Source organism: Streptomyces sp. WM6386, from assembly GCF_000972385.1.
Classification (GTDB): domain Bacteria; phylum Actinomycetota; class Actinomycetes; order Streptomycetales; family Streptomycetaceae; genus Streptomyces.
The window spans coordinates 24,704-50,338 of record NZ_JXTE01000058.1 but is presented as its reverse complement, the minus strand read 5'-3'; the positions used below and the strand labels follow the sequence as shown (position 1 = coordinate 50,338).

At 69.7% G+C, this 25,635-nt stretch carries 22 protein-coding genes; 9 read left to right on the top strand and 13 right to left on the bottom strand.

Annotated elements, in window-relative coordinates; translation table 11 throughout:
• The first annotated feature begins 52 nt into the window (after nucleotides 1-52).
• Genes TN53_RS29700 through TN53_RS29685 form a run of 4 tightly spaced genes read left to right on the top strand, consistent with a single transcriptional unit; the run spans nucleotide 53 to nucleotide 3,647 of the window.
• The gene (locus TN53_RS29700) at nucleotides 53-865 is read left to right on the top strand and encodes an aminoglycoside N(3)-acetyltransferase (RefSeq protein ID WP_046261797.1); all 813 of its coding nucleotides are present in this window, start codon (nucleotides 53-55) and stop codon (nucleotides 863-865) included.
• A 31-nt stretch (nucleotides 866-896) separates the two neighbouring features.
• On the top strand, nucleotides 897-1,820 hold the full coding sequence (locus TN53_RS29695; RefSeq protein WP_046261796.1) for an ABC transporter ATP-binding protein: 924 nt from the start codon (nucleotides 897-899) through the stop codon (nucleotides 1,818-1,820).
• Nucleotides 1,817-2,587 carry an ABC transporter permease gene (locus tag TN53_RS29690; RefSeq protein ID WP_046261795.1) on the top strand — a complete coding sequence of 257 codons (771 nt, stop codon included), beginning with the start codon at nucleotides 1,817-1,819 and terminating at the stop codon, nucleotides 2,585-2,587. The genes TN53_RS29695 and TN53_RS29690 overlap by 4 nt, the downstream gene beginning before the upstream one ends.
• Nucleotides 2,588-2,633: 46 nt before the next feature.
• Complete coding sequence (locus tag TN53_RS29685; RefSeq protein ID WP_046261794.1) at nucleotides 2,634-3,647, top strand: COX15/CtaA family protein; 1,014 nt, start codon at nucleotides 2,634-2,636, stop codon at nucleotides 3,645-3,647.
• A gap of 55 nt (nucleotides 3,648-3,702) precedes the next feature.
• Here the strand turns inward: TN53_RS29685 and TN53_RS29680 are convergent, their stop codons facing one another.
• The 4 genes from TN53_RS29680 to TN53_RS29665 form a co-directional block, all read right to left on the bottom strand.
• Nucleotides 3,703-4,440, bottom strand: coding sequence for a nucleotidyltransferase domain-containing protein (locus TN53_RS29680; protein ID WP_046261793.1), 738 nt, complete (start codon nucleotides 4,438-4,440; stop codon nucleotides 3,703-3,705).
• A gap of 85 nt (nucleotides 4,441-4,525) precedes the next feature.
• The gene (locus TN53_RS29675; protein WP_046261792.1) at nucleotides 4,526-5,632 is read right to left on the bottom strand and encodes an amidohydrolase family protein; all 1,107 of its coding nucleotides are present in this window, start codon (nucleotides 5,630-5,632) and stop codon (nucleotides 4,526-4,528) included.
• 100 nt (nucleotides 5,633-5,732) lie between these two features.
• The gene (locus TN53_RS29670; RefSeq protein WP_046261809.1) at nucleotides 5,733-6,062 is read right to left on the bottom strand and encodes a hypothetical protein; all 330 of its coding nucleotides are present in this window, start codon (nucleotides 6,060-6,062) and stop codon (nucleotides 5,733-5,735) included.
• A 142-nt stretch (nucleotides 6,063-6,204) separates the two neighbouring features.
• Nucleotides 6,205-7,158 (bottom strand): heme o synthase, encoded by a 954-nt coding sequence (locus TN53_RS29665; RefSeq protein WP_046261791.1) that lies wholly within the window; start codon nucleotides 7,156-7,158, stop codon nucleotides 6,205-6,207.
• Between the two features lie 377 nt (nucleotides 7,159-7,535).
• Here TN53_RS29665 and tkt point away from each other — a divergent pair, with 377 nt between their 5' ends.
• The 5 genes from tkt to pgl are packed head-to-tail and all read left to right on the top strand — an operon-like array spanning nucleotide 7,536 to nucleotide 14,152.
• On the top strand, nucleotides 7,536-9,623 hold the full coding sequence (gene tkt / locus TN53_RS29660) for a transketolase (RefSeq protein WP_046261790.1): 2,088 nt from the start codon (nucleotides 7,536-7,538) through the stop codon (nucleotides 9,621-9,623).
• Between the two features lie 33 nt (nucleotides 9,624-9,656).
• Entirely contained in the window at nucleotides 9,657-10,775 is a 1,119-nt protein-coding gene (gene tal / locus TN53_RS29655; protein WP_046261789.1) for a transaldolase, read from the top strand.
• Between the two features lie 4 nt (nucleotides 10,776-10,779).
• Entirely contained in the window at nucleotides 10,780-12,303 is a 1,524-nt protein-coding gene (gene zwf, locus TN53_RS29650; RefSeq protein ID WP_046261788.1) for a glucose-6-phosphate dehydrogenase, read from the top strand.
• Nucleotides 12,300-13,373 (top strand): glucose-6-phosphate dehydrogenase assembly protein OpcA, encoded by a 1,074-nt coding sequence (opcA, locus tag TN53_RS29645; protein WP_046261787.1) that lies wholly within the window; start codon nucleotides 12,300-12,302, stop codon nucleotides 13,371-13,373. The genes zwf and opcA overlap by 4 nt, the downstream gene beginning before the upstream one ends.
• Nucleotides 13,370-14,152, top strand: a complete 783-nt coding sequence (pgl, locus tag TN53_RS29640) for a 6-phosphogluconolactonase (RefSeq protein WP_046261786.1) — start codon at nucleotides 13,370-13,372, stop codon at nucleotides 14,150-14,152. Before opcA ends, pgl begins: the two co-directional genes overlap by 4 nt.
• Before the next feature lie 81 nt (nucleotides 14,153-14,233).
• On the opposite strand, the gene TN53_RS29635 is transcribed toward pgl, so the two are convergent.
• The 9 genes from TN53_RS29635 to TN53_RS29595 form a co-directional block, all read right to left on the bottom strand.
• On the bottom strand, nucleotides 14,234-15,208 hold the full coding sequence (locus TN53_RS29635) for a membrane protein (protein WP_046261785.1): 975 nt from the start codon (nucleotides 15,206-15,208) through the stop codon (nucleotides 14,234-14,236).
• 91 nt (nucleotides 15,209-15,299) lie between these two features.
• Nucleotides 15,300-16,976: a glucose-6-phosphate isomerase gene (gene pgi / locus TN53_RS29630; protein ID WP_046261784.1), complete on the bottom strand. Its 1,677-nt coding sequence runs from the start codon at nucleotides 16,974-16,976 to the stop codon at nucleotides 15,300-15,302.
• 52 nt (nucleotides 16,977-17,028) lie between these two features.
• The gene (locus TN53_RS29625; RefSeq protein WP_046261783.1) at nucleotides 17,029-18,297 is read right to left on the bottom strand and encodes an MFS transporter; all 1,269 of its coding nucleotides are present in this window, start codon (nucleotides 18,295-18,297) and stop codon (nucleotides 17,029-17,031) included.
• 138 nt (nucleotides 18,298-18,435) lie between these two features.
• Nucleotides 18,436-18,771, bottom strand: coding sequence for an RNA polymerase-binding protein RbpA (locus TN53_RS29620; protein ID WP_003976875.1), 336 nt, complete (start codon nucleotides 18,769-18,771; stop codon nucleotides 18,436-18,438).
• A 200-nt stretch (nucleotides 18,772-18,971) separates the two neighbouring features.
• A complete protein-coding gene (gene secG / locus TN53_RS29615) occupies nucleotides 18,972-19,202 on the bottom strand; it encodes a preprotein translocase subunit SecG (RefSeq protein ID WP_046261782.1) in 231 nt (76 codons plus the stop codon).
• A 101-nt stretch (nucleotides 19,203-19,303) separates the two neighbouring features.
• Nucleotides 19,304-20,080 (bottom strand): triose-phosphate isomerase, encoded by a 777-nt coding sequence (gene tpiA, locus TN53_RS29610; protein WP_046261781.1) that lies wholly within the window; start codon nucleotides 20,078-20,080, stop codon nucleotides 19,304-19,306.
• Between the two features lie 6 nt (nucleotides 20,081-20,086).
• Nucleotides 20,087-21,298 (bottom strand): phosphoglycerate kinase, encoded by a 1,212-nt coding sequence (locus tag TN53_RS29605; protein ID WP_046261780.1) that lies wholly within the window; start codon nucleotides 21,296-21,298, stop codon nucleotides 20,087-20,089.
• A 133-nt stretch (nucleotides 21,299-21,431) separates the two neighbouring features.
• Nucleotides 21,432-22,442, bottom strand: a complete 1,011-nt coding sequence (gap, locus tag TN53_RS29600) for a type I glyceraldehyde-3-phosphate dehydrogenase (RefSeq protein WP_046261779.1) — start codon at nucleotides 22,440-22,442, stop codon at nucleotides 21,432-21,434.
• A 228-nt stretch (nucleotides 22,443-22,670) separates the two neighbouring features.
• The gene (locus tag TN53_RS29595; protein ID WP_046261778.1) at nucleotides 22,671-25,622 is read right to left on the bottom strand and encodes a M14 family metallopeptidase; all 2,952 of its coding nucleotides are present in this window, start codon (nucleotides 25,620-25,622) and stop codon (nucleotides 22,671-22,673) included.
• Between the last annotated feature and the right edge of the window lie 13 nt (nucleotides 25,623-25,635).

Sequence of the window (25,635 nt, the reverse complement as noted above, 5' to 3'; positions counted from 1 at the left end):
GATCGATCAATTCGGTGGCATCGCCGGACCTCTTGCGGGACACTCCACAACCATGCCCATACCCCCTCCGACCGGCCCTCTTGTCACCCGCGGCACAGTGGCCGCACACCTGCGCGAGCTGGGCGTCCGGGACGGCGAGGCCCTCCTCGTCCACTCCTCCCTGAAGTCGCTCGGCTGGGTCTGCGGAGGACCTGTGGCCGTGGTCCAGGGACTGCTGGACGCCCTCGGCCCGAACGGCACCCTCGTGGTCCCCACCCAGACCGGAGACCTCTCGGACCCCGCCCTGTGGGCGAACCCACCGGTGCCCGAGGAGTGGTGGGACACGATCCGCACATCCATGCCGGTCTACGACCCCCAGGTCACGCCCTCACGCGGGGTCGGCGTGCTCCCGGAGACCGTACGCACCTGGCCGGGCGCCCTGCGCAGCGCGCACCCGCAGACGTCGTTCGCGGCGATCGGCGGCCGCGCTCGTGAGATCACCGACGCACACGCGACCGACTGCCGCCTCGGCGAGCACAGCCCTCTCGCCCGCCTCGAAGACCTGGACGCGCGCGTGCTGCTGCTCGGCGCCGGCTACGACACCTGCACGAGCTTCCATCTCGCCGAGTACCGCACCCCCTCGCCCCTGGTGAAGGTGGGCCGACCGGGCGCGGCCGGCTGGGAGACGGTGACCGAGGTGTCGATCACCTCGGAGCGGTTCGACGAGCTCGGGCACGACTTCGAGCGGGACCGTCCCGTCGTACGGGGGACGGTGGGCGCGGCCGAGGCACGGCTGTTCCCGGTGGCCGACGCCGTGGCTTACGCCGAGCGGTGGCTGGCGGTGCACCGCCCCCGTGAGGAGGAGATCCTGCACCCGCCCGTCTGAGGCGCGCCTCTCGTACCTAGACTCTTGAGCCATGCGAAGCGAGCCCGTGGTCCAGGTCCAGGCCCTGGTGAAGCGGTACGGCACGAAGACCGCGGTGAACGGCCTCGACCTGGTGGCCACGGCGGGAGTGACCGCCGTACTCGGTCCCAACGGGGCGGGCAAGACGACCACGGTCGAGACCTGCGAGGGGTACCGCAAGCCGGACTCCGGCACGGTGCGCGTCCTGGGCCTCGACCCGGTCCGCAACTCCCGTGAGCTGCACACCCGGATCGGCGTGATGCTGCAGTCCGGTGGCGTCTACTCGGGTGCCCGGGCGGACGAGATGCTGCGCCATGTCGCCAAGCTGCACGCCCACCCGCTGGACGTGGACGCGCTCATCGAGCGCCTGGGACTGGGCGGTTGCGGCACAACGACGTACCGCCGGCTGTCGGGCGGCCAGCAGCAGCGGCTCGCCCTCGCGATGGCCGTGGTCGGCCGTCCGGAGCTGGTGTTCCTGGACGAGCCGACCGCCGGGCTCGACCCGCAGGCCCGCCACGCGACCTGGGACCTGATCCGCGATCTGCGCACCGACGGCGCCTCCGTCGTCCTCACCACCCACTACATGGACGAGGCCGAACAGCTCGCCGACGACGTCGCGATCATCGACGCGGGCAAGGTCATCGCCCAGGGCTCCCCCGAGGAACTGTGCCGGGGCGGCGCCGAGAACACCCTCCGCTTCACCGGCCGCCCGGGCCTGGACGTGGGCTCGCTGCTGAAGGCCCTCCCGGCCGACTGCACGGCCGCGGAGCTGACGCCGGGCTCGTACCGGGTCGGCGGCGAGGTCGACCCGCAGCTGCTGGCGACGGTGGCCTCGTGGTGCGCACAGCACGGGGTGATGCCGGACAAGATCTCCGTCGAACGCCACACACTCGAAGACGTGTTCCTGGAGCTCACCGGCAAGGAGCTGCGCTCATGACCACGACCGGCACGTACACCCCGAGGCCGGGCGCGGCTCCCCTGGGACGCATGATCGCGGCACAGGCGGCGCTCGAGACGAAGATGCTGCTCCGCAACGGCGAGCAGCTCCTGCTGACCGTCGTGATCCCCACCCTGCTGCTGGTCCTGTTCAGCTCGGTCGACATCGTCGACACGGGCGCGGGCGAGGCGGTGGACTTCCTGACCCCCGGCGTCCTCGCCCTCGCGGTCATGTCGACGGCCTTCACCGGCCAGGCGATCGCGACGGGCTTCGAGCGCCGCTACGGCGTCCTGAAGCGGCTGGCCGCCTCCCCGCTCCCGCGCTGGGGCCTGATGACGGCCAAGACGGCGTCGGTCCTGGTCACGGAGATCCTCCAGATCGTCCTGCTGACGGTGATCGCCTTCGCCCTGGGCTGGGAGCCGCACGGCAACCCCTTGGCCGTCCTGCTCCTGCTGATCCTGGGCACCGCCGCCTTCTCCGGCCTGGGCCTGCTGATGGCGGGCACCCTGAAGGCGGAAGCCACCCTGGCCGCCGCGAACCTTGTCTTCCTGCTGCTGCTCGTCGGCGGCGGAGTCATCATCCCGATGGACAAGTTCCCCCCCGGCGCCCAGGACGTACTCGCCCTGCTGCCCGTCAACGCGCTGTCGGACGGACTGCGGGACGTGCTCCAGCACGGGGCCGGCATGCCGTGGGGCGACCTGGGGATCCTGGCGGTGTGGGCGGTCGTGGGGCTGGCCGCGGCGGGCAGGTTCTTCCGTTGGGAGTAGGTCCGTGCCGGACCCTCGTGAAAGCGTGCACAAGCGGCGGCCTACGATGGGGCACGTGCCGAACCTGACCCCCGCCGACGCCGCAGCCGCCGTGCGCAACCCGCTCGCCTTCATCGCCGCACGCTGGACCCCGGATCCCCGGACGGTGCGGCGGGCGGCCCTCGCCGCACTCGTCATGTCGGTGGTCATCGTGGTCACCGGCGGTGCGGTGCGGCTCACCGGCTCGGGCCTCGGCTGCCCGACCTGGCCCAAGTGCACCGACGACTCGCTGACCACCACGAGCGCCATGGGCGTGCACGGTGTGATCGAGTTCGGCAACCGCATGCTGACGTACGTGCTGTGCGCCGCCGTCGGCTGGGCGATCATCGCCGCGCGCTCCGAGAAGCCGTACCGGCGCAGCCTCACCCGGCTGGGCTGGGCGCAGTTCTGGGTCGTGATGGGCAACGCGATCCTCGGCGGCATCGTGGTGCTGGTCGGCCTCAACCCGTACACGGTCGCCGCGCACTTCCTGCTGTCGACGGCGCTGATCGCGGTGGCCACGGTGATGTGGCAGCGCACCCGGGAGGGCGACGGGGAGTCGCGTCCGCTGGTCGGCAAGTCGGTGCAGCAGCTGGTGTGGTTCCTGGTCGCCGCGTCCGTGCTGCTGATCGCGGTGGGCACGGTGGTGACCGGGTCGGGACCGCACGCGGGCGACTCCAGCGAGGTCGAGCGGATGCCGCTGGACTGGGAGACGGTCAGCAAGCTGCACGCCGTCCTCGCCTGGATCGTGGTGACGCTGACGTTCGCCCTGTGGTTCGTCCTCAAGGCGGTCGACGCGCCGAAGGGCCCCCTGCACCGCACCCGTGACCTCTTCCTGGTCCTGCTCGCCCAGGGTGTCATCGGCTACGTCCAGTACTTCACCGATCTGCCCGAGATCCTGGTCGGCCTGCACATGTTCGGCTCGTGCCTGGTCTGGATCGCGGTCCTGCGAGTGCTGCTGGCGCTGCGGGAGCGTCCGCAGACGGACACCGAGGTGCCGCTCCCGGCGCAGGCCACGTCATCGCTCTCCGCCGGGATCTGACCCTCCGCCTCGAACACCGCGAGCAGCTCCGCCACGGTCCGGCGCGAGCATCCGGTCAGGCGTACCCCGCCACGAGTCGGTCGATCGCCGGGCCCAGGTAGCCCCGGGTCAGCTCACCCCTGCGCGCCGTCCACTCCTCGGTGGGCGGCGCGGGGTCCTCGTACCGCCGCCGCCTGATGTCCTCCACCACCTCGACCGGCGCCCCCAGCTCCGGCAGCAGCTCCAGCGCCTCCCGCTTGGTGATGAGCCGTCCGTCGCGCAGGGTGGCGGTCGCCCGGGCGAAGGTCGTCAGGCCGACGTCGACCCAGGGGGCCCGCCGCCAGCGTTCCGCCTTCTCCAGCTCGGGCCGCCAGAAGTCACGCTGGTCGCGTACGACGAACTCGTCGAGTTCGAGGTCCAGCACCGGCGGCAGCAGTCCGGCCGGGGCCTTCCCGTGCAGCACCCGCCCGAACATGTGCAGTTCACGCCGGGTCACCGGGGTGACGGGCCGCTTGAACAGCTGCTCGTGCGCCCAGGTCAGGTGCGGCCGGGCGGAGTTGTCCACGGCATCCGGTGTCAGATACGTGCAGTGCAGGTTCGGGGCGAGCGGTTCGTCCCGCAGCCGGGCGTGCCCCTTCGCCAGCCGCCAGATCGTGCGGGGCGAGACCGGACGGTCCAGTACGGCGATCAGGTCCAGGTCGCTGCGGCCCTCCTGGTAGTCGCCGCCGGCGAGGGAGCCATGGGCCCAGACAGCGAGTGGCGCGAGCGGTTCGAGGCCGGTGAGGAAGCGGTCGAGTAACGCATCGGTCTGCATACGCCCATCCTGTACAGCCCACCCGCGCCCGTACACCCTCCACGCACCCCGTCCGGGCGCACCCGAACCCGGACCCGCCCCCGGCTCACTCCAGCCCGTACACCCGGCGCGCGTTCCCGGCCGCGATCAGCCCCGCGACCCGCTGTGCGTCCGCCAGCGACCACGCCCCCTCGGCGACCCAGTTGCCCAGCACCCGGGCCAGCGCCTCGCGGAACAGCCGCGCGCCGACGACGTGCAGTTCGGGCAGGCCCTGGGCGCCACTGGAGAAGAGGATCTTGCCGAAGGGCGCGAGTTCGAGGATCTCCGCCAGGACCGTCGCCGCACGGGCGCCCGTACGCACCAGAGCGGCGCCCGAGTCGGCGTACACATGCGGGAAGACACCGGCGAGATGGGCGGCGTGACGGTGGTACGGGTAGCCGTGCAGCAGGATCAGGTCGGTGCCGAGCCCGGCGGTGGCGCGGACGAAGTCCGTGAGCAGGACGGGGTCCGTTCGGTCGATCCGCAGCCCCGGCTCACCGAGCCCGGCGTGCAGCTGGAGCGGCAGCCCCGAGGCGACCGCGATCCACAGCAGGTGTCGTAGCAGCACCGGATCGGACAGCTCGCCGCCCACCCGGCGACCCGCCAGCCAGCGGCCGGCCGCGCCCCGCACCTCCCCCGGCCCCGGCGGCTCGGGCGCCAGCGCCAGTCCGTGCCGTACCCCCGCCACCGAGGTGAAGGCGACCGCACCGACCGCCGCACCGTGCACCGACTCGGCGAGGTTGGCGAGGAACGACTCGACCGTGCCGGAGGTGTCGGCGACCTGTTCGGCGAGGAGTTCGAGCCGCACGATCTCGCGGGCCTCGGCGGCCGACGCCGCCGCCATCTCGCCGGGGCCGGTCAGATCGCCGGGCAGGCCCGTGTCGACGAGGTATGTCGTGATGCCACTGCCCCGCAGCAGCCTGCGGCCCGCCTCCAGTACGCCGAGTTCACGACGCCGGGCGAGATAGCGGGCGGGTGGGCAGTGCGGTTCCAGACCGAGGAGCGGGGGGCACAGCCGCCGTAGGGCGAAACCGGTCTGGGTGTCGAAGAGGGTCGTACCGGGGGCGGGCGGCCCCTCGGTACGGCCCAACTGGGCCTCGAAGGTGCCGAGGCCCAGCTCGGTTCTCAGCACGCCGTGGCAGTACTGGTCCACGAGGGACGGCGTTTCGATCATCCGGGCTCCCGTGGCTGGACCGTGTCCTTGCTACGGGGCCTAACGGGTGAACGGGGTGTCAGGTGTTGCTGTCACACACCCGGTGTGAAAGCCGTGTGCGTCAGCCGTTCTTCGGGCCGCCCACCTGGATGCCCGCCATGCGGGTCCACTCGTACGGGCCCGTGCGCACCTTCGCGGCGAACTCTCCGTCGAAGTCCTCGTGGACGGTGATGCCGGCCTTCTCGACCGCCTTCTGGGCGATCTCGACGGTGGGGGCCACCAGGTTGCCCCAGTCGCCGTCCTCGCCGACGAGGGCGATCCGGGCGCCGCGGTCGCCCAGGTAGGCCACCTGGCCCTCGGCGCCACCGTGTGCCTTGGAGAAGGCGCTGATCTGCTTGGCCAGCCGGGTCGCTCGGCGCTCGGCCTGGGCCGCCTGCTTGATGTCTGCCATGACAAGGATGCTACCGACGGGTAGCTGGTACTGCGACTGCCGGGTCACGTGGTTTTGACCACGCGCCGTTCACCCGGGACAGCTCGTCGGCCGCGGCCCGTCCGAGCTGTTCGCGCAGTTCCCCGCGCCCCTTACGGGGCACTCAGCGCAGGAAGGGGTCGATCGCGACCGCGAGGAACAGGATCGACACGTAGGTGATCGACCAGTGGAACAGCCGCATCTCCTTGAGCTTCCCGCCCGTCACCTCGGACTTGGCCCGGTTCTGGAGTCCGTGCGCCTCCCACAGCCAGAAGCCGCCGGCCAGCAGCGCCACCAGTGTGTAGAACCAGCCCGTGTAGCCGAGCGGGGTCAGCAGCAGCGAGACGGCGACCATGACCCAGCTGTAGATCACGATCTGCCTGGCGACCACCTTGTTGGAGGCGACCACCGGCAGCATGGGCACGCCCACGCGCGCGTAGTCCTCTTTCACCTTCATGGACAGCGGCCAGTAGTGCGGCGGGGTCCAGAAGAACATGACGAGGAAGAGGATGACCGGCGCCCACGACAGGGAGTTCGTGACGGACGACCAGCCGATCAGCACCGGGAGACAGCCGGCGATGCCGCCCCACACGATGTTCTGCGACGTACGCCGCTTGAGGATCATCGTGTAGACGACGACGTAGAAGAGGAGCGCTCCGAGGGACAGCCAGGCGGACAGCCAGTTGACGGTCAGGCCGAACAGGAGCGTGGAGACGATCGCGAGGGTGATGCCGAAGGCGAGGCACTCGCGCGGCGACACCATGCCGGTGACCAGCGGTCTCTGCGAGGTGCGGTCCATGAGCGCGTCGATGTCGCGGTCGATGTACATGTTCAGCGCGTTGGCGCCGCCCGCGGAGAGGTAGCCGCCGAGGCAGGTGAGGAGCACCAGCGTCAGGTCGGGCACACCCTGCTCGGCGAGGAACATCACCGGGACCGTGGTGATCAGCAGCAGTTCGATGATCCGGGGCTTGGTCAGCGCCACGAATGCCTTGACACGGGCCCCGAACGGCCGGTGACCCGAGCTCTTGCTCTCCCCCAGCACCCCGGCTGGACGGGATTCGACGGCCGTCACGCACACCCCTACAGAGACATCCCAGCAAACCCCTCCCGTGTGAAGTCCCGGTAAAGGCTCGCGCGTACCACGCCACTCTAGACGTTGCCCATACCCCGACATTCGCGGGGGTGGGGTCGTGTTGGACAGCGCCCCCGGAAGAGCTGATCAACACCCCCGGACGAGCCGATCGACACTCGGTTGAGCACTCGAACGAGCGCGTCCGTATTCAGTTGCCGAATGGCGAATCGGCCCAGTCAGGAGGCGGATCGTCTTGACTCCCGGCAGTCTGGAATGACGCGAAAAAACGCACGTACTTACGGGGGTAGGCTCGACAACGGCCGGGGCGCCCCGTGCACCGGCATTCGACATGCGTGACATGTGGAGAGGAGCCCTGACCCAGGGTGAGCACCAAGCCGACCACCACAGACCTCGAGTGGACCGAGTTGGACCAGCGGGCCGTCGACACCGCCCGCGTCCTGGCCGCCGACGCCGTACAGAAGGTCGGCAACGGCCATCCCGGTACGGCGATGAGCCTGGCTCCCGCCGCCTACACCCTCTTCCAGAAGGTGATGCGGCACGACCCCGCCGACCCCGAGTGGGTCGGGCGTGACCGCTTCGTGCTGTCCGCGGGCCACTCGTCCCTGACCCTCTACACCCAGCTCTACCTGGCCGGCTTCGGCCTGGAGCTGGACGACCTGAAGTCGTTCAGGACGTGGGGCTCGAAGACCCCCGGTCACCCGGAGTACGGCCACACCAAGGGTGTCGAGACGACGACCGGTCCGCTCGGCCAGGGTGTCGCCAACGCGGTGGGCATGGCGATGGCGGCCCGCTACGAGCGCGGTCTGTTCGACCCGGAGGCCGCCGAGGGCGAGTCCCCGTTCGACCACTTCGTGTACGCCATCGCCGGTGACGGCTGTCTCCAGGAGGGCATCTCCGCCGAGGCGTCCTCGCTGGCCGGCCACCAGCAGCTCGGCAACCTCGTGCTGCTGTGGGACGACAACCACATCTCGATCGAGGGCGACACCGAGACGGCCGTCTCCGAGGACACCGTCAAGCGCTACGAGGCGTACGGCTGGCATGTGCAGCGCGTGGCCCCCAAGCCGGACGGCGACCTCGACCCGCACGCCCTCTACAACGCCATCGAGGCCGCGAAGCAGGTGACGGACAAGCCGTCCTTCATCGCGATGCGCTCGATCATCGCCTGGCCCGCCCCGAACGCGCAGAACACCGAGGCCGCCCACGGCTCGGCGCTCGGCGACGACGAGGTCGCGGCGACCAAGCGGGTGCTGGGCTTCGACCCGGAGCAGAGCTTCGAGGTCTCGGACGAGGTCATCGACCACACCCGGGGCGCCCTCGACCGCGGCCGCCAGGCCAAGGCCGAGTGGGAGAAGCAGCTCCAGGAGTGGCGCAACAACAACGCCGAGCGCGCCGCCGAGTTCGACCGCATGGTCGCCGGTGAGCTGCCCAAGGGCTGGGAGGACAAGCTCCCGGTCTTCGAGCCCGGCAAGGGTGTCGCCACGCGTGCCGCCTCCGGCAAGGTGCTCCAGGCTCTCGGCGCGGTGATCCCCGAGCTGTGGGGCGGCTCCGCCGACCTGGCCGGCTCGAACAACACCACGATCGACAAGGACAGTTCCTTCCTGCCGGCGGACAACCCGCTGCCGGAGGCGAACCCGTACGGCCGCACGATCCACTTCGGCATCCGCGAGCACTCCATGGCCGCGGAGATGAACGGCATCGCGCTGCACGGCAACACCCGTATCTACGGCGGTACGTTCCTCGTCTTCTCCGACTACATGCGCAACGCGGTGCGGCTGTCGGCGCTGATGCACCTGCCGGTGACGTACGTGTGGACGCACGACTCCATCGGTCTCGGCGAGGACGGCCCCACCCACCAGCCGGTCGAGCACATCGCCTCGCTGCGCGCCATCCCGGGCCTGAACGTGGTCCGCCCGGCCGACGCCAACGAGACCGCGATCGCCTGGCGCGAGATCCTCAAGCGCTACACGAAGGTCTTCGGCAAGGGCGCCCCGCACGGTCTGGCGCTGACCCGTCAGGGCGTGCCGACGTACGAGTCCAACGAGGACGCGGTGAAGGGCGGCTACGTCCTCTTCGAGGCGTCGAACGAGGCCCCCGAGGTCGTGCTCATCGCCACCGGTTCCGAGGTGCACGTCGCCGTCGAGGCGCGCGAGCGGCTGGAGGCCGACGGTGTGCCGACGCGGGTCGTGTCCATGCCGTGCGTGGAGTGGTTCGAGGAGCAGGACCAGGGGTACCGGGACAGCGTCCTGCCGCCCTCGGTGAAGGCGCGTGTCGCGGTGGAGGCCGGCATCGGTCTCACCTGGCACAAGTACGTCGGGGACGCGGGCCGCATCGTTTCCCTGGAGCACTTCGGTGCTTCGGCCGACGGCAAGGTCCTCTTCCAGGAGTTCGGCTTCACTGCGGAGAACGTGGCCGCGAAGGCGCGGGAATCCCTCGCCGCTGCCCAGCGCTGACGCTCATATACGACACGTAGGAGATGTAATTCCATGACAGACGCACTCAAGCGCCTCTCCGAAGAAGGCGTCGCGATCTGGCTGGACGACCTGTCGCGCAAGCGGATCACGTCCGGCAACCTCGCCGAACTGATCGACCAGCAGCACGTCGTGGGCGTCACGACCAACCCGTCGATCTTCCAGAAGGCGATCAGCAGCGGTGACGGCTACGAGCAGCAGCTCGCCGACCTCGCCGCCCGCAAGGTCACCGTCGAAGAAGCCATCCGCATGATCACCACGGCGGACGTCCGCGACGCCGCCGACATCCTGCGCCCGGTCTTCGACGCCACCGGCGGCCAGGACGGCCGCGTGTCGATCGAGGTCGACCCGCGCCTGGCCCACAACACCAAGGCGACCGTCGCCGAGGCCAAGCAGCTGGCCTGGCTGGTCGACCGCCCCAACACCCTCATCAAGATCCCGGCCACCAAGGCGGGCCTGCCGGCCATCACCGAGGTGATCGGCAACGGCATCAGCGTCAACGTCACGCTGATCTTCTCGCTGGAGCGCTACCGCGAGGTCATGGACGCGTACCTCGCGGGTCTGGAGAAGGCCAAGGCCAAGGGCCTGGACCTGTCCCTGATCCACTCCGTCGCCTCCTTCTTCGTGTCCCGCGTGGACACCGAGATCGACAAGCGGATCGACGCGCTGGGCACCGAGGCGGCCAAGGCCGCCCGCGGCAAGGCGGGCGTCGCCAACGCGCGTCTGGCCTACGAGGCGTACGAGGAGGTCTTCTCCTCTTCCCGCTGGCAGGAGCTGGACAAGGCGCAGGCCAACAAGCAGCGCCCGCTGTGGGCCTCGACCGGCGTGAAGGACCCGGCCTACAAGCCGACCCTCTACGTCGACGAGCTCGTGGCGCCGAACACGGTGAACACCATGCCGGAAGCCACGCTCCAGGCCACCGAGGAGAGCGGCGAGATCCGCGGCAACGCCGTCGCCGGCACCTACGAGCAGTCCCGTGCCGAGATCGACGCGGTCGAGAAGCTCGGGATCTCCTACAACGAGGTCGTACAGCTGCTGGAGGACGAGGGCGTCGATAAGTTCGAGGCGTCCTGGAACGACCTGCTCAAGTCGACCGAGGCAGAGCTGGAGCGCCTCGCCCCCTCGGAGGGCTGAAACCTTGTCGAGCAGCAATCCGCTGCGTGACCCCGCCGACCGACGGCTCCCGCGTATCGCGGGGCCGTCGGGGCTTGTCATCTTCGGCGTCACGGGCGATTTGTCCCGGAAGAAGCTCATGCCCGCCGTGTACGACCTCGCGAACCGGGGTCTGCTGCCGCCGGGTTTCTCGCTGGTCGGTTTCGCCCGGCGCGAGTGGCAGCACGAGGACTTCGCGCAGGAGGTCCACGACGCCGTCAAGGAGCACGCCCGTACGCCGTTCCGCGAGGAGGTCTGGCAGCAGCTCATCCAGGGGATGCGCTTCGTCCAGGGCACCTTCGACGACGACGACGCGTTCGAGCGGCTGCGCGGCACCATCGAGGAGCTCGACAAGGCACAGGGCACGGGCGGCAACTTCGCCTTCTACCTCTCGGTACCGCCGCGCTCCTTCCCCGTGGTCATCCAGCAGCTGAAGAAGCACGGGCTCACCGACCAGTCCGCCGGCTCCTGGCGCCGTGCGGTCATCGAGAAGCCCTTCGGTCACGACCTGAAGTCGGCCGAGGACCTCAACAAGGTCGTCCACGAGGTCTTCGCCCCGGACCAGGTCTTCCGGATCGACCACTACCTCGGCAAGGAGACCGTCCAGAACATCCTGGCGCTGCGCTTCGCCAACCAGATGTTCGAGCCGATCTGGAACCGGTCCTTCGTGGACCACGTACAGATCACGATGGCCGAGGACATCGGCGTCGGCGGCCGGGCCGGCTACTACGACGGCATCGGCGCCGCCCGTGACGTCATCCAGAACCACCTCCTCCAGCTCATGGCCCTCACCGCCATGGAGGAGCCGTCCTCCTTCGACGCGGACGCGCTGGCCGCCGAGAAGACCAAGGTGCTCGGCGCGGTGAAGCTGCCGAAGCACCTGGGCCGGGACACCGTCCGCGGACAGTACGCGGAGGGCTGGCAGGGCGGTGAGCAGGCGGTCGGGTACCTCCAGGAGGAGGGCATCGACCCCAAGTCCAAGACGGACACGTACGCCGCCATCAAGCTGGAGGTCGACAACCGCCGCTGGGCGGGCGTCCCCTTCTACCTGCGGACCGGCAAGCGCCTGGGCCGCCGCGTCACCGAGATCGCGGTGGTGTTCCAGCGGGCGCCGCACTCCCCCTTCGACTCGACGGCCACCGAGGAGCTGGGCTCCAACGCGATCGTCATCCGCGTCCAGCCCGACGAGGGCATCACGGTCCGCTTCGGTTCGAAGGTCCCCGGCACCTCCATGGAGATCCGGGACGTGTCGATGGACTTCGCCTACGGCGAGTCCTTCACGGAGTCCTCGCCCGAGGCCTACGAGCGACTGATCCTCGACGTCCTGCTCGGTGACTCGAACCTCTTCCCGCGCACCGAGGAGGTCGAGCTGTCCTGGAAGATCCTCGACCCGATCGAGCAGTACTGGGACCAGCACGGCAAGCCGGCCCAGTATCCGTCCGGCACCTGGGGGCCGGTCGAGGCGGACGAAATGCTCGCACGAGAGGGACGGAGCTGGCGCCGGCCATGAAGACAGACCTCACGGACACCACGGCCAGCAAGATCAACAAGGCGCTGGTCAAGGGCCGCCGGGACATCGGCACGCCAGCCGTCGGCATGGTGCTCACGCTGGTCATCGTCACGGACGAGGAGAACGCGTACGACGCCCTGAAGGCCGCCAACGACGCGTCGCGCGAGCACCCCTCGCGCACGCTCGTGGTCATCAAGCGCGTCTCCCGCACTCCCCGCGACCGCACCCAGTCCCGCCTCGACGCCGAGGTGCGGGTGGGCGCGGACGCGGGCACCGGCGAGACGGTGATCCTGCGGCTGTACGGCGATGTCGTGAACCACGCCCAGTCGGTCGTCCTGCCGCTGCTGCTGCCCGACGCCCCCGTGGTCGTCTGGTGGCCGGTGGAGGCACCGATCGACCCGGCGAACGACCCGCTGGGCGCCCTCGCCCAGCGCCGGGTCACCGACACCTACGCCTCCGAGCAGCCGGTACGGGACCTCGGCGCCCGCGCCGACACCTACACGCCGGGCGACACCGACCTGTCCTGGACCCGCATCACGCCCTGGCGCTCGATGCTGGCCGCGGCCCTGGACCAGGTCACCGTGGACGTCAACGCCGTCGAGGTGGAGGGCGAGGAGTTCAACCCGAGCTGCGAGCTCCTTGCGATGTGGCTCGCGGACCGGCTGGACGTCCCGGTGAAGCGTTCACTGTCGGGCGGCCCCGGCCTCACCGCGGTCCGCATGGACACCAGCCACGGTCCGATCACCCTTGACCGCGCGGACGGCTCGCTGGCGACGCTGTCCATCGAGGGCCAGCCGGACCGTGCGGTGGCGCTCAAGCGGCGGGAGACGGCCGAGCTGATCGCGGAGGAACTGCGGCGGCTCGACCCGGACGACACGTACGCCTCGGCGCTGCGGTTCGGGGTGGAGCGGCTGAACCCTCCGGCGCAGCGCGTGGCGGCTGCGGCGGCTTCGGCTCCGGTCGCTTCGGCCGAGGAACCGGTCGCGGTTCCCGTGGAGGAGGCGGCGAAGGCTCCCGCGAAGAAGGCGGCGGCCAAGCCCGGCCCGGTGAAGAAGGCGGCGGCCAAGTGAGCACTCCGCAGCTGGTCGTGCACCGCGACAAGGAGCTGATGGCGCAGGCCGCCGCGGCCCGTCTGATCACGAAGATCGTGGACGCGCAGGCCTCCCGGGGTTACGCGTCCGTGGTCCTCACGGGCGGCCGTAACGGCAACGGTCTGCTGGCCGCGCTGGCGGCGGCTTCCGCGCGGGACGCGATCGACTGGGGCCGGCTGGACCTGTGGTGGGGTGACGAGCGGTTCCTGCCCGAGGGTGACCCGGACCGCAATGTCACGCAGGCCCGCGAGGCCCTGCTGGACTCGGTGCCGCTCGACCCGAAGCGGGTGCACGCCATGCCCGCCTCGGACGGCGCGTACGGCAAGGACGTGGAGGCGGCTGCGGCCTCCTACGCCGAGGAGCTCGCCCGTGCGGCGGGCCCGGAGAACCATGGCTCGGTGCCGACCTTCGACGTCCTGATGCTGGGCGTCGGTCCGGACACCCACGTCGCCTCGCTCTTCCCGGAGCTCCCGGCGGTCCGCGAGACCGAGCGCACGGTGGTCGGCGTCCACGGCGCGCCGAAGCCCCCGCCGACCCGGGTCACGCTGACCCTGCCCGCCATCCGTGCCGCCCGCGAGGTCTGGCTCCTCGCGGCCGGCGAGGACAAGGCCCAGGCGGCGGCGATCGCCCTCTCGGGCGCGGGCGAGATCCAGGCCCCGGCGGCCGGCGCGCACGGCCGCCGGCGCACCCTGTGGCTCCTGGACGCGGCAGCGGCCTCACAACTGCCGCGCTCGCTGTATCCGCCGGCGTCACCCTGAGCGCACTGCCGGAAGGCCCCAGGTCGATGACCTGGGGCCTTCTCGCGTTCACGGCACGCTGCCGCGGTGGAACCGGGCCCGTCAGTGCCCGTAGGGGTTGCCCTGGTTGTACGGGTTCCCAGCCGGCGGCCCGTAGGGGTTGCCCTGGTTGTACGGGTTCCCAGCGGGCGGCCCGTAGGGGTTGCCGTGGTGGTCCGGCTGCCCTGTGCCCGGTCCGTACGGATTGCCCGGGGGGTACGTCTGTCCCGGGCCCGGCCCGTACGGGCTGCCCTGCGGCGGCACGTACGGCGGCATCGGCGGGGGCGGTGGGGCGAGGTGCGGCTGGGTTGCCGGGTGGGCCGCCAGCCGGATGCCGTACTGCTGCTCCAGTCGCCGCATCTCCAGGAGCGCGATCCCGGTGACCGTCATCGGGGCGCCCAGGATGAACAGGACGCCCATCCCGAGGCTGAGCCCGTGCAGGTCGCCCGTCAGGAGGTCGGGGAGGGCCATCAGCCAGGACGTGACCGTGGCGAGCAGCGGCGGCAGACAGCGGTGCACGCCGGCCGTGCCGAAGAAGTTCGCACCCACGTGCCAGGCCCCGCGGGCCACGAAACCGATCAGCCAGAGCACGGCCGGGCCGAGGACCAGGATGAAGAACCCCGCGCCACCCGCTGCCCGCAGCAGCACGACCGTGAGCACGATCGTCCCCACGAAGAGCAGCAGCAGCTTCAGCGAGTTGAACAGCGAGGGCTTCAGCCCGCTCACGGAGCCGCGCCGCCGCCACACGAAGAGCATGATGCCGACCGTCAACGGTGTGATGAAGAGCAGGACGACGGAGGCCGTCAGCATGTTCTCCAGCATCTCGTCGAAGGCGAAGCCGCCCTCGACGAAGGTGTACACACCGATCGCCGCGACCGTCCCGGCGATGAGACGGATCTTCTTCAGCTGTTCCACCGCCGGGTCGATGGACTCCGGTATCCACGCCGGGTGAAACACCGCGCGTGCCGCGTACTTCGGTTTCCAGAGCGACCCCGCCGTCAGCGCGCCGCCCGTCCAACTTCCTTGTGAACCAGCCACTTCGCACTCCCCCGAGCCACGGCTTCCATGATCGTCGGGGATTCTACGGGAAGCGGACGGCTCCGCGCCGCCCGCCTTCCGCGATGTGCGGTCACGAACGGCCGCGCAGCTCCCGGTACTTGGCCACCAGAGCCTTGGTCGACTCGTCGAGACCCGGCACGTCCCCCGCCGCGGCAGCGGCTGATGTCAACGTCTCGGTCAGTGCGGGTTCCACGCGCTTGGCGAGGACCTTGCCGAGCTCCACTCCCCACTGGTCGAAGGAGTCGATGTTCCAGACGGCTCCCTGGACGAACACCTTGTGCTCGTACAGCGCCACGAGCTGACCGAGGACGGACGGGGTCAGTTCCTTCGCCAGGATCGTCGTGGTGGGGTGGTTGCCCTGGAAGGTCTTGTGCGCGACCAGCTCCTCGGCCACCCCCTCGGCCCGTACCTCGTCCGGTGTCTTGCCGAACGCGAGGGCCTGCGTCTGCGCGAAGAAGTTCGCCATCAACAGGTCGTGCTGCGCCTTGAGCTGGTCCCCGAGCTCGGCGACGGGCTCGGCGAAGCCGATGAAGTCCGCCGGGATCAGCTTCGTGCCCTGGTGGATCAACTGGTAGTACGCGTGCTGCCCGTTCGTCCCCGGAGTCCCCCACACCACGGGCCCCGTCTGCCACTCCACCGCAAGACCGTCACGGCCCACGTACTTGCCGTTGGACTCCATGTCCAGCTGCTGGAGGTACGCCGTGAACTTGGACAGGTAGTGGCTGTAGGGCAGCACCGCATGCGACTGGGCATCGTGGAAGTTGCCGTACCAGATCCCCAACAGGCCAAGGAGCAGCGGCACGTTGGACTCGGCGGGCGCGGTCCTGAAGTGCTCGTCGACGAGCCGGAACCCGTCGAGCATCTCCCGGAAGCGGTCCGGGCCGATGGCGATCATCAGGGACAGCCCGATCGCCGAGTCGTACGAGTACCGTCCGCCGACCCAGTCCCAGAACTCGAACATGTTGGCCGTGTCGATACCGAAGTCGCCGACCTTCTCGGCGTTCGTCGACAGCGCCACGAAGTGCTTGGCGACGGCGGCCTCGTCACCGAGCGCGTCCAGCAGCCACTGGCGTGCCGAGGTCGCGTTGGTGATCGTCTCGATGGTGGTGAAGGTCTTGGAGGCGATGATGAACAGCGTCTCGGCCGGGTCCAGGTCGCGGGTCGCCTCGTGCAGGTCGGCGCCGTCCACGTTGGACACGAAGCGGACCGTGAGGTCGCGGTCGGTGAAGCTGCGCAGTGCCTCGTACGCCATCGCCGGGCCGAGGTCGGAGCCGCCGATGCCGACGTTGACGACGTTCTTGATGCGCCTGCCGGTGTGCCCCTTCCACTCCCCGGAGCGGACGCGCTCGGCGAAGCGGGCCATCTTGTCGAGGACGGCGTGCACGTCCGGGACGACGTTCTCCCCGTCGACCTCGACCACCGCGTCCCGGGCCGCCCGCAGCGCGGTGTGCAGGACGGCCCGGTCCTCGGTGGTGTTGATCTTCTCGCCGCGGAACATGGCGTCCCGCAGGCCGAAGACATCGGTGGCGGCGGCCAGTTCGCGCAGCAGCCGCAGCGTCTCCTCGGTGACGAGGTGCTTGGAGTAGTCGACGTGCAGGTCCCCGACCTGGAGCGTGTACCCGGTGCCGCGGCCCGGGTCGGCGGCGAACAGCTCGCGCAGCCGCACTTCGCCGAGCTCCTCGCGGTGCTTGGCCAGAGCGGTCCACTCGGGTGTCTGGTTGAGCCTCGTACGGCCGTCTGCGTTCATGTCCGACTTCAGCCTTCTTTCGTGCCTGTCCCAGCTGGTCCAACCTAGTTGATCAGCGCGTGACATGAGCTGTCGCGGCGCCGTCCTGCGGTGCAACAACAGGTACGTCCGGCTTGAGCGCAGGTGTCAACGAGGCGACGGAGAGAATGAAGAAACCGGACGCGAGCATCGCCGGGGTGCCCTGCCCCCAGACCGTGGCGACGACACCGCCGAGGAGTGCGCCCAGGGGCGCCCCCGCGACCGCCAGGGTCCGGAAGGCCGAGCTGACCCGGCCCAGCATCCCGGCGGGGCTGCGCTGCTGCATGAGGGTCGTGGTGTTGACGTTCCACACCATGCCCATCAGCCCGAAGACGGCCATCGCGGCCACCATCGCGGCCAGGCTCCGCACCGTCCCCATCACGACGAGCGCGCCGATCTGCACGGTCCCGGCGAGCAGTACCGCCCGCACCCGCCCTATGCGGGAGACCAGTCGGCGGTTGAGCGCTCCCCCGGCCAGGGAGCCGACGGTGTAGGCGGTCGTCGCCGCCGCGAACCCGGCATGCCCCGCGCCGATCCAGTCGGTCACCAGAAGCACCATGGTGGCGATGAGGGCGCCCACGCCGACATTGCACAGGGCCGTGGCCGCGCACAGGCCGCGCAGGGCCCGATCCCCGGCCAGGGTGCGCAGCCCCTCCGCGATCTCCCGGCGCAGAGTGCTGCCCGCCGGTCTCGGCTTCCGCGCGGGGGCACCGGTCCGCAGGGAGGCGACCAGCGCCGCCGCCACCAGGAAGGTCGCCGCGTCGGCCACGAAGGGCACGGGGGCGCCGACCACCAGCAGCAGGGGCACGACGGGGGCGCCGAGCAGACCGCCGGCGATCTTCTGCCCGGTCATCAGACGGGCGTTCGCACTGCCCAGGGCCCCGTCGTCCACCAGGGCGGGCAGCAGGGCGGTGGACGCGTTGTCGAAGAGTGTCTGCAGAGTGGTCAGGGCGAAGGCCAGCGCGATCAGCAGACCGATGGAGGCCTGCCCGAGCGCCACGGCCACCGCGAAACAGGCGACCAGCAGCCCTCGTAGCGCATCCACCGTCCACATCGCGCGCCGCTGGTCCACCCGGTCGGCGACCGCTCCGCCGAGCAGCCCGAAGACGATCCAGGGCAGATAGCCGCAGGCGGTGACCGCCGCTATGGCCAGGGGCTCGTCGGTCAGGGTGGCGGCCAGCAGGGGCAGCGCCGCCGTACGCAGCGCGTCACCGAAACTGGAGAGCACGGCGGCACTCCACAGCCGCCCGAAACCTCCACGCCACGCGGGCACCCGCACACCCGCAGCCTCGACCGTCACCACAGCTTCCCCCTCACGATTCGCCCGCCTTGCGGCGATGCACAAACCGTAGAGGTCACCACTGACAGCGCGGTGGGCCTGTGGATAACGTGAGAACAGCTCCGGCCAGGCACCTCTCGGTGCCCGGCCGGCTGTCAATTCCTAGATCTCGCCCCGCAGTTTGGCGAGCGCCTCGGCGAGGATCGCCTCGCCGTCCGCGTCGCTGCGCCGCTCCCGTACGTACGCGAGGTGCGTCTTGTACGGTTCGGTGCGCGGCGGGTCCGGCGGGTTGTCCCGGTCCTGTCCGGCGGGGAAGCCGCAGCGCGGGCAGTCCCAGGTTTCGGGAACCTGCGCGTCGCTGGCGAAGCTGGGCTGCGTCTCGTGCCCGTTGGAGCACCAGAAGGAGATGCGCAGCCGGGGCGCGGACTCGCCACGCTCGGCCTCGCCCATCGGCCCCGCCCCGACCCGGCTTCCTCGGATCGCGTTGCCACTTGCCACGGTCGTAACTCCCTGCGTGATGGTGCCGCGAAGCGAGTCGGCGTTTTCGCTTCGTTGCGAGCGCCTCAGTCTACGTAAGGCCCAACGCGCGTCCAGTGATTGGAGTTACAGCCCTCACACCTAGACGCAAGCCCCATGATAGGCCGCGCTCAGGTGCGCGTACCGAACATGGGGCCTTACGTACGGATTGTGCGTGCCGGTCAGTTGTTCACCTTCATCAGAAGGCCGAGCACGATGATGCACGCGAACCACAGCAGACCGACCACGATGGTGATCCGGTCGAGGTTGCGCTCGGCGACCGAGGAGCCGCCGACGGAGGACTGCATACCGCCACCGAACATGTCGGAGAGGCCGCCACCCTTGCCCTTGTGCATGAGCACCAGCAGCATCATCAGGCCGCTGAAGACGATCAGGGCGATCGAGAACCCCATAACCACGGCTGGACCAACTTCCTCGGATCTGGATGGACGACAGGGGCACAGCCTCAGGCTGTGCCCCCGCAAGGGTACGACGGATCCCGCTTACCGCATACTCACTGGTCGCGGAAGCGCACGATCTTGACGAACTCGTCGGCATCGAGCGACGCACCGCCCACGAGCGCACCGTCGATGTCGGCCTGCGCCATGATCTCGGCGACGTTGCCGGACTTCACGGAGCCGCCGTACTGGATGCGGACCCGGTCGGCCAGCTCCTGGGTGTAGAGCTCGGCGATCTTGCCGCGGATGGCGGCGCAGACCTCCTGGGCGTCCTCGGCGCCGCAGACCTTGCCGGTGCCGATGGCCCACACGGGCTCGTAGGCGATCACGACGGACTCGGCCTGCTCGGCCGGGAGGTCCTTCAGGCCGCCCTCGACCTGGGCGAGGGTGTGGGCGACGTGATTGCCCGCCTCGCGGACGTCCAGCTCCTCGCCGACGCACAGGATCGGGGTCAGGCCGTGCTTGTAGGCGGCCTTGACCTTGGCGTTGACGATCTCGTCGGTCTCGGCGTGGTACTGGCGGCGCTCGGAGTGGCCGATCGCCACGTACGTGCACTTCAGCTTGGCGAGCATGGCGCCGGAGATCTCGCCGGTGTAGGCGCCGGAGTCCTGCGCGGAGATGTCCTGGGCGCCGTACTTGATCTTGAGCTTGTCGCCGTCGACCAGGGTCTGCACGGAGCGCAGATCGGTGAAGGGCGGCAGGACGGCGACCTCGACGGCTTCGTAGTCCTTGTCGGCCAGGGCGAAAGCGAGCTTCTGGACGTGCGCGATGGCCTCGAGGTGGTTGAGGTTCATCTTCCAGTTACCCGCCATGATCGGCGTGCGAGTGGTCATGCGGGGTCAGTCCTCCAGTGCGGCGAGGCCGGGGAGCGTCTTGCCCTCGAGGTATTCGAGGGAGGCGCCGCCACCGGTCGAGATGTGGCCGAACGCGTTCTCGTCGAAGCCCAGGATGCGGACGGCCGCGGCAGAGTCGCCACCGCCGACGACCGTGAAGGCCTGGGAGTCGAGGAGTGCCTGGGCGACCGTCTTGGTGCCCTCGGCGAATTCGGGGTGCTCGAAGACGCCCATCGGGCCGTTCCAGAAGACGGTGGCGGCGTCGGTGATCTTCGAGGCGTACAGCTTGCCGGACGCCGGGCCGATGTCCAGGCCCATCCGGTCGGCGGGGATGGCGTCCGCGGCGACGGTGGTGGAATCGGCCGGAGCCTTCGTCTTCAGGTCCGGGAAGGCGGGGGCGACCACGGCGTCGAGCGGCAGGACCAGCTCGACGCCGGTCTTCTCCGCACGCTCGATGTACTCCAGGACCGCCGGGATCTGGTCCTCCTGGAGGAGGGACGCGCCGACCTCGTGGCCCTTGGCCTTGAGGAAGGTGAAGGCCATGCCGCCGCCGATGAGGATGCGGTCTGCCTTGCCGAGCAGCTCGTCGATGACGGCGAGCTTGTCGGAGACCTTGGCACCGCCGAGCACGACCACATAGGGGCGCTGGACGTCGTCGGTGAGCTTCTTCAGGACGCCGACCTCGGTGGCGATGAGGTGGCCGGCGTAGTGCGGCAGGCGGGCCGGGAGGTCGAAGACCGAGGCGTGCTTGCGGTGGACCGCGCCGAAGCCGTCGCCGACGTAGACATCGGCGAGAGCGGCGAGCTGATCCGCGAAGGCGCCGCGCTCGGCGTCGTCCTTGGACGTTTCGCCGGCGTTGAAGCGCAGGTTCTCCACGACCGCGACCCGGCCGTCGGCGAGGCCGGCGACGGTGGCCGTGGCGGACTCGCCGACGGTGTCGGTCGCGAAGGCCACGTCGGCGCCGAGGAGTTCACCGAGGCGCGCGGCGGCGGGGGCGAGGGAGAAGGCCGGGTCCGGGGCGCCCTTGGGGCGGCCCAGGTGGGAGGCGACGACCACGCGGGCGCCCGCCTCGGCCAATGCCTTGACGGTGGGCAGTACGGCGCGGATACGGCCGTCGTCGGTGATCGTGGTGCCGTCCAGCGGCACGTTCAGGTCGGCGCGGACGAAGACCCGCTTGCCTGCGACGCCTTCGGCGAGAAGTTCGTCGATCGTCTTCATTGAGAGGGCTCCCGAGAGGACTGGTGGTGCTCGTGATCCTAAGAGGGCTGGTCTTTACGTGAGTCAGGGCCCGAGCGGCGCGTCCTTGCGCCGCCCGAGCCCTGCTCTCACATCAACGTGCCTGCTCTGTCGGTCAGAGCTGGTTGCCGACGAAGACCGTGAGGTCGACGAGTCGGTTGGAGTAGCCCCACTCGTTGTCGTACCAGCCGAGGATCTTCACCGACTTGCCCTCCTGGACCATGGTCAGGGAGGAGTCGAAGGTGCAGGAGGCCGGGTCGCTCACGATGTCCGAGGACACGATCGGGTCCTCGGTGTAGACGAGGATGCCCTTGAGGTCGCCGTCGTCGGCGGCCTTCTTGAACGCGGCGTTGACCTCGTCCTTGGTGACCTCGCGCTGGAGCTCCACGACCAGGTCGGTGGCCGAGCCGGTCGGGACCGGGACGCGCATCGCGATGCCGTCGAGCTTGCCCTTGAGCTGCGGGAGGACCAGGGCGGTGGCCTTGGCGGCACCCGTCGTGGTCGGGATGATGTTCTCGGCGGCGGCGCGGGCGCGGCGCAGGTCCGAGTGCGGGAAGTCCAGGATGCGCTGGTCGTTGGTGTACGCGTGGACCGTCGTCATCAGGCCCTTGACGATGCCGAAGTTCTCGTCCAGAACCTTGGCCATCGGCGCCACACAGTTGGTGGTGCAGGAGGCGTTGGAGATGACGTGGTGGTTGGCCGCGTCGTACTTGTCCTGGTTGACGCCCATCACGATGGTGATGTCCTCGTCCTTGGCCGGAGCCGAGATGAGGACCTTCTTGGCGCCACCGGCGATGTGCTTCTCGGCGTCGGCCTTCTTCGTGAAGATGCCGGTCGACTCGATGACGATGTCGACGCCCAGCTGACCCCACGGGATGTCGGCGGGGTTGCGCTCGGAGAGCACCTTGATGGTGTGGCCGTCGACCGTGATGGTGTCGGCGGTGTGCGTGACCTCGGCCTTGAGGCGGCCCAGGATGGTGTCGTACTTCAGCAGGTGGGCGGTGGTCGCAGTGTCACCCAGGTCGTTGACAGCCACGATCTCGATGTCAGCACCCTGCTCCAGCAGTGCGCGGAAGTAGTTGCGACCGATACGACCGAAGCCGTTGATGCCTACGCGGATCGTCACGAACCGATCTCCTCGTTGGTACGCCGGCTATGCAGTGCCGGCGAGCTCTGTTTGGGATGTCCCCGACCGCCTACGACCCTACCTCCCTGAGGCTCTCCCGGTGACATCGAGATGCCGCATACACGGGCAGGCGGTCCGTACCCGCCAGTAGGGGTACGGACCGCCCGGCCCGAAAGTCGCTGTCGCTCGAATTGGTTACGGAGAGTCAGTCACCGTTGACCGGTGTGTTCACCTCCCGAGAGCCGCGAGCGCCTTGCCGAGCAGGGTCGCGCGGTCGGCCGCCGCGGTGACGTGTTCCAGGCCGAAGCCCAGCAGCACGGTGTCGTCCGTGGTGACCGCGCCGTATGTCTTGAACAGCTCGCCGGAGAGCCCCCAGTCCTTGACGACCGCCGGGCTGCCCGCGGGCGGTCCGGGGACGCTCCAGGCACCGAGCGACGTCTCGAAGCCCTCGGTCTCGACGGCATTGCCGCCGATCACCACGGACGCGTTGTCGGCGAGGACGCCGCGGCCGCCGGATCCGGGGTCGGTGATGTAGCTGAGGGAGACCTCGACCCTCTTGCCCGCGTACGCGGAGAGGTCGAAGGAGACCTCCTGCCAGCCGGCCGACGCTCCGGTGAAGCTGTTCCACTGGCCGCTGGTGCCGGAGGCCGTGCAGCCGCCGTCGCCGAGGGTCAGATACCGCTTGAGCGCGGGATGGGCCGCGATGAAGTACCCGGCGTCGCACTCCGCGGGCACGGTGGTGGTGGTTTTGCCGTTCTTCTCCGGGAGCGTGGTCCAGTCGTCGGCCCCGGCCGTGTGGGCCTCGAGGACGGCGTGGTCGTAGCCCTCCTCGGTGCTCCACAGCAGCCGGGTGCTGAGCGTGGGTGCCTGGGCGGCGGTCACCGAGGTGAGGTCGATGGTGCGGGTGAGGCGGTTCCAGGCGTAGTCGCTGTGCGTGACGGCCGCCATGGAGGCGCCTTCGTAGGGGCCGTACGGGTTGACCGTGCCGGGGTAGGTGCCGCCGCCCGCGCTCGCGAACTGCGGGAACGTGGCGACCGGCAGGGTGTCCGAGGTGACGCTGAACGACCCGGCCGTGTCGAGCGGGTTGCCCGGGGCCGCGCCGAGCGCTCCGCCGGCTCCGGCGAGTTTGCCGACGCCCTGGAAGGCGGTGGTTCCCGGCAGGGACGTACGGGTGTAGGCGCCCAGGTAGTACTGGCTGAAGTCGTTCGACAGGGTGCCGCCGCCGAGGTCGACATTGCCGCCGGTCCGCTCGCCCGCCTCGACCAGCTTGCCGCCCTCGTTGAGGAAGGCCCGCAGCTGGAGCTGGGTGGCGTTGCCCGGGACGCTCGCGCCCGTGTAGTGGACGACCGTCTTGAAGTGGTCCAGGACACCGAGCGCGTCGGGCGTGCCCAGGGTGGCGACGTCCCAGACGATCGCCTTGCGGCCGTTGGCCTTCAGGGCGTCGACGTAGGTCTGCGCCTGTGTGGCGGCCGCGCCCTCCTCGGCGACCACGAGCACGTCCGCGCGTGGCCGCGCGGCCACGGTGTATGTGAAGTGCTCGCTGGAGGTGCGCTTTCCGCCGCGCGTCTCGCCGGTGAACCACACCTCGACCTTGTCGCCCGGATCGCCGTCGGCGACCTTGGCGCGGTACTCGTCGAAGTAGAGGTTGTCCTCACCGCCGAACGTCTCGCCGCCCTTCCAGGCCTTGAGCGCCATGTCCTCGACACGACCGCCGTTGACGCGGTACTTGAGCTCCTTGTCGCGCACGGACCTGCGTGCGACGACGGAGACTTCCTGGTCCGCGCCGCGCGAGTACGACGTGGTGAACGTCTTCGGGGTGAAGTCGGCGGCCTTCAGTCCGAGCGAGGACTTCGGCTGGTCGGGCCGGGCCGCGGACTCGGCGACGGAGAGCGCGAACGGGATGTTCTTCTCGAACTCCTGCTGGATCAGCTTCTCGTCGTCCGGGAAGTTGAAGACCGACTGGCAGTCGGCCGCGTTCCACTGGTCGTCGGGGTAGAGGTCCGAGGCGGTCTGACAGGTCGACATCTCGGGAGTGAACATCGCCAGGCCGTTGACGTTCGACGCGTGGCCGTCCGCCTCGCCGTTGGTGGTGTACAGCTCCGAGGAGACCTGGGGCCGGTAGCCGGGGATCGCGGAGTTGTCCGGGGTGCCGGCGAGCGATTTGTAGAGGACGTCGTCCGGCGTGTCGGTGGCCACCTGCCAGCCGACGCCGTAGAGGAGGAGTTCGGCGGCGGAGTGGTAGTTGATGCCGTACGTGAAGCCGATCCGCTTCTGGAAGGCGTCGATGGCCTTCGTCTCGGGCTCGGAGCCCGGGGTCGTGCCGCGGTAGGTCTCACTGGTGGGGGTGGGCGACGAACCCTCGTTGTCGTAGCCCCACTTGTAGGAGAAGTTGCGGTTGAGGTCGACGCCGTCGCCGATGGCGATGGTGCCGTCGGCGTTGTTGTCCCGCAGGTTCTTGCGCCACAGACGGGAGTCGTCGCTCTGGAAGGTGTAGTCGTAGCCGTCGGGGTTGGCCGAGATGACGAACCACAGCTCGGTCGAGTCGACGATCTCCTTGATGCGCTTGTCGGACTTGTAGTTGTCGACGTAGTGGTGGAGCAGCCGTCTGGTCATCTCCGGCGTGATCCACTCGCGCGCGTGCTGGTTGGACATGTACAGCACGGAGGGCTTGGCGCCGTCCTTGGTCTTCTTCGCGTTCTTGGTGAGCTTGAGCGCGAGGATGTCCTGGCCGCCGACCGTCTTGCCGATGGAGACGACCTTGGTGAGGCCGGGGTTCTCCTGGCCGGTGCGGAGGATCTCCTCCTTGATGTTCCCTGCCCCGCTGTACGGGCGGAACACACCGTCGGCGGCCGCCTCGACACGCTTCTCGGCCTTGGCTGAGAGGGTGTGCTCGGTGAGGTCGACGCCCTGTTTCTCGAGCTTGTCCGCCTGTTGGTCGGTCAGGTAGACCTCGACGGCCGCGGTGCCCTTGGCGGGCACCTGCTCGCTCAGTTCGTGGCCGTCCTGCCCGGCCGCCAGCAGCAGGGGTACCTGCTGGTTGGTGACCTCGGCCCGGAAGACCTTGATCCCGTCGGGATCGGGAGAGCCTGCGCTCTCCGCGGCCTGGGCGATGGGTGCGATGCCCGCACCGCCCAGAAGGAGTGCGCCAACAGCGAGGATCGGTCTCGCTCTTCGTCTCATGTGCCCCCCTTGC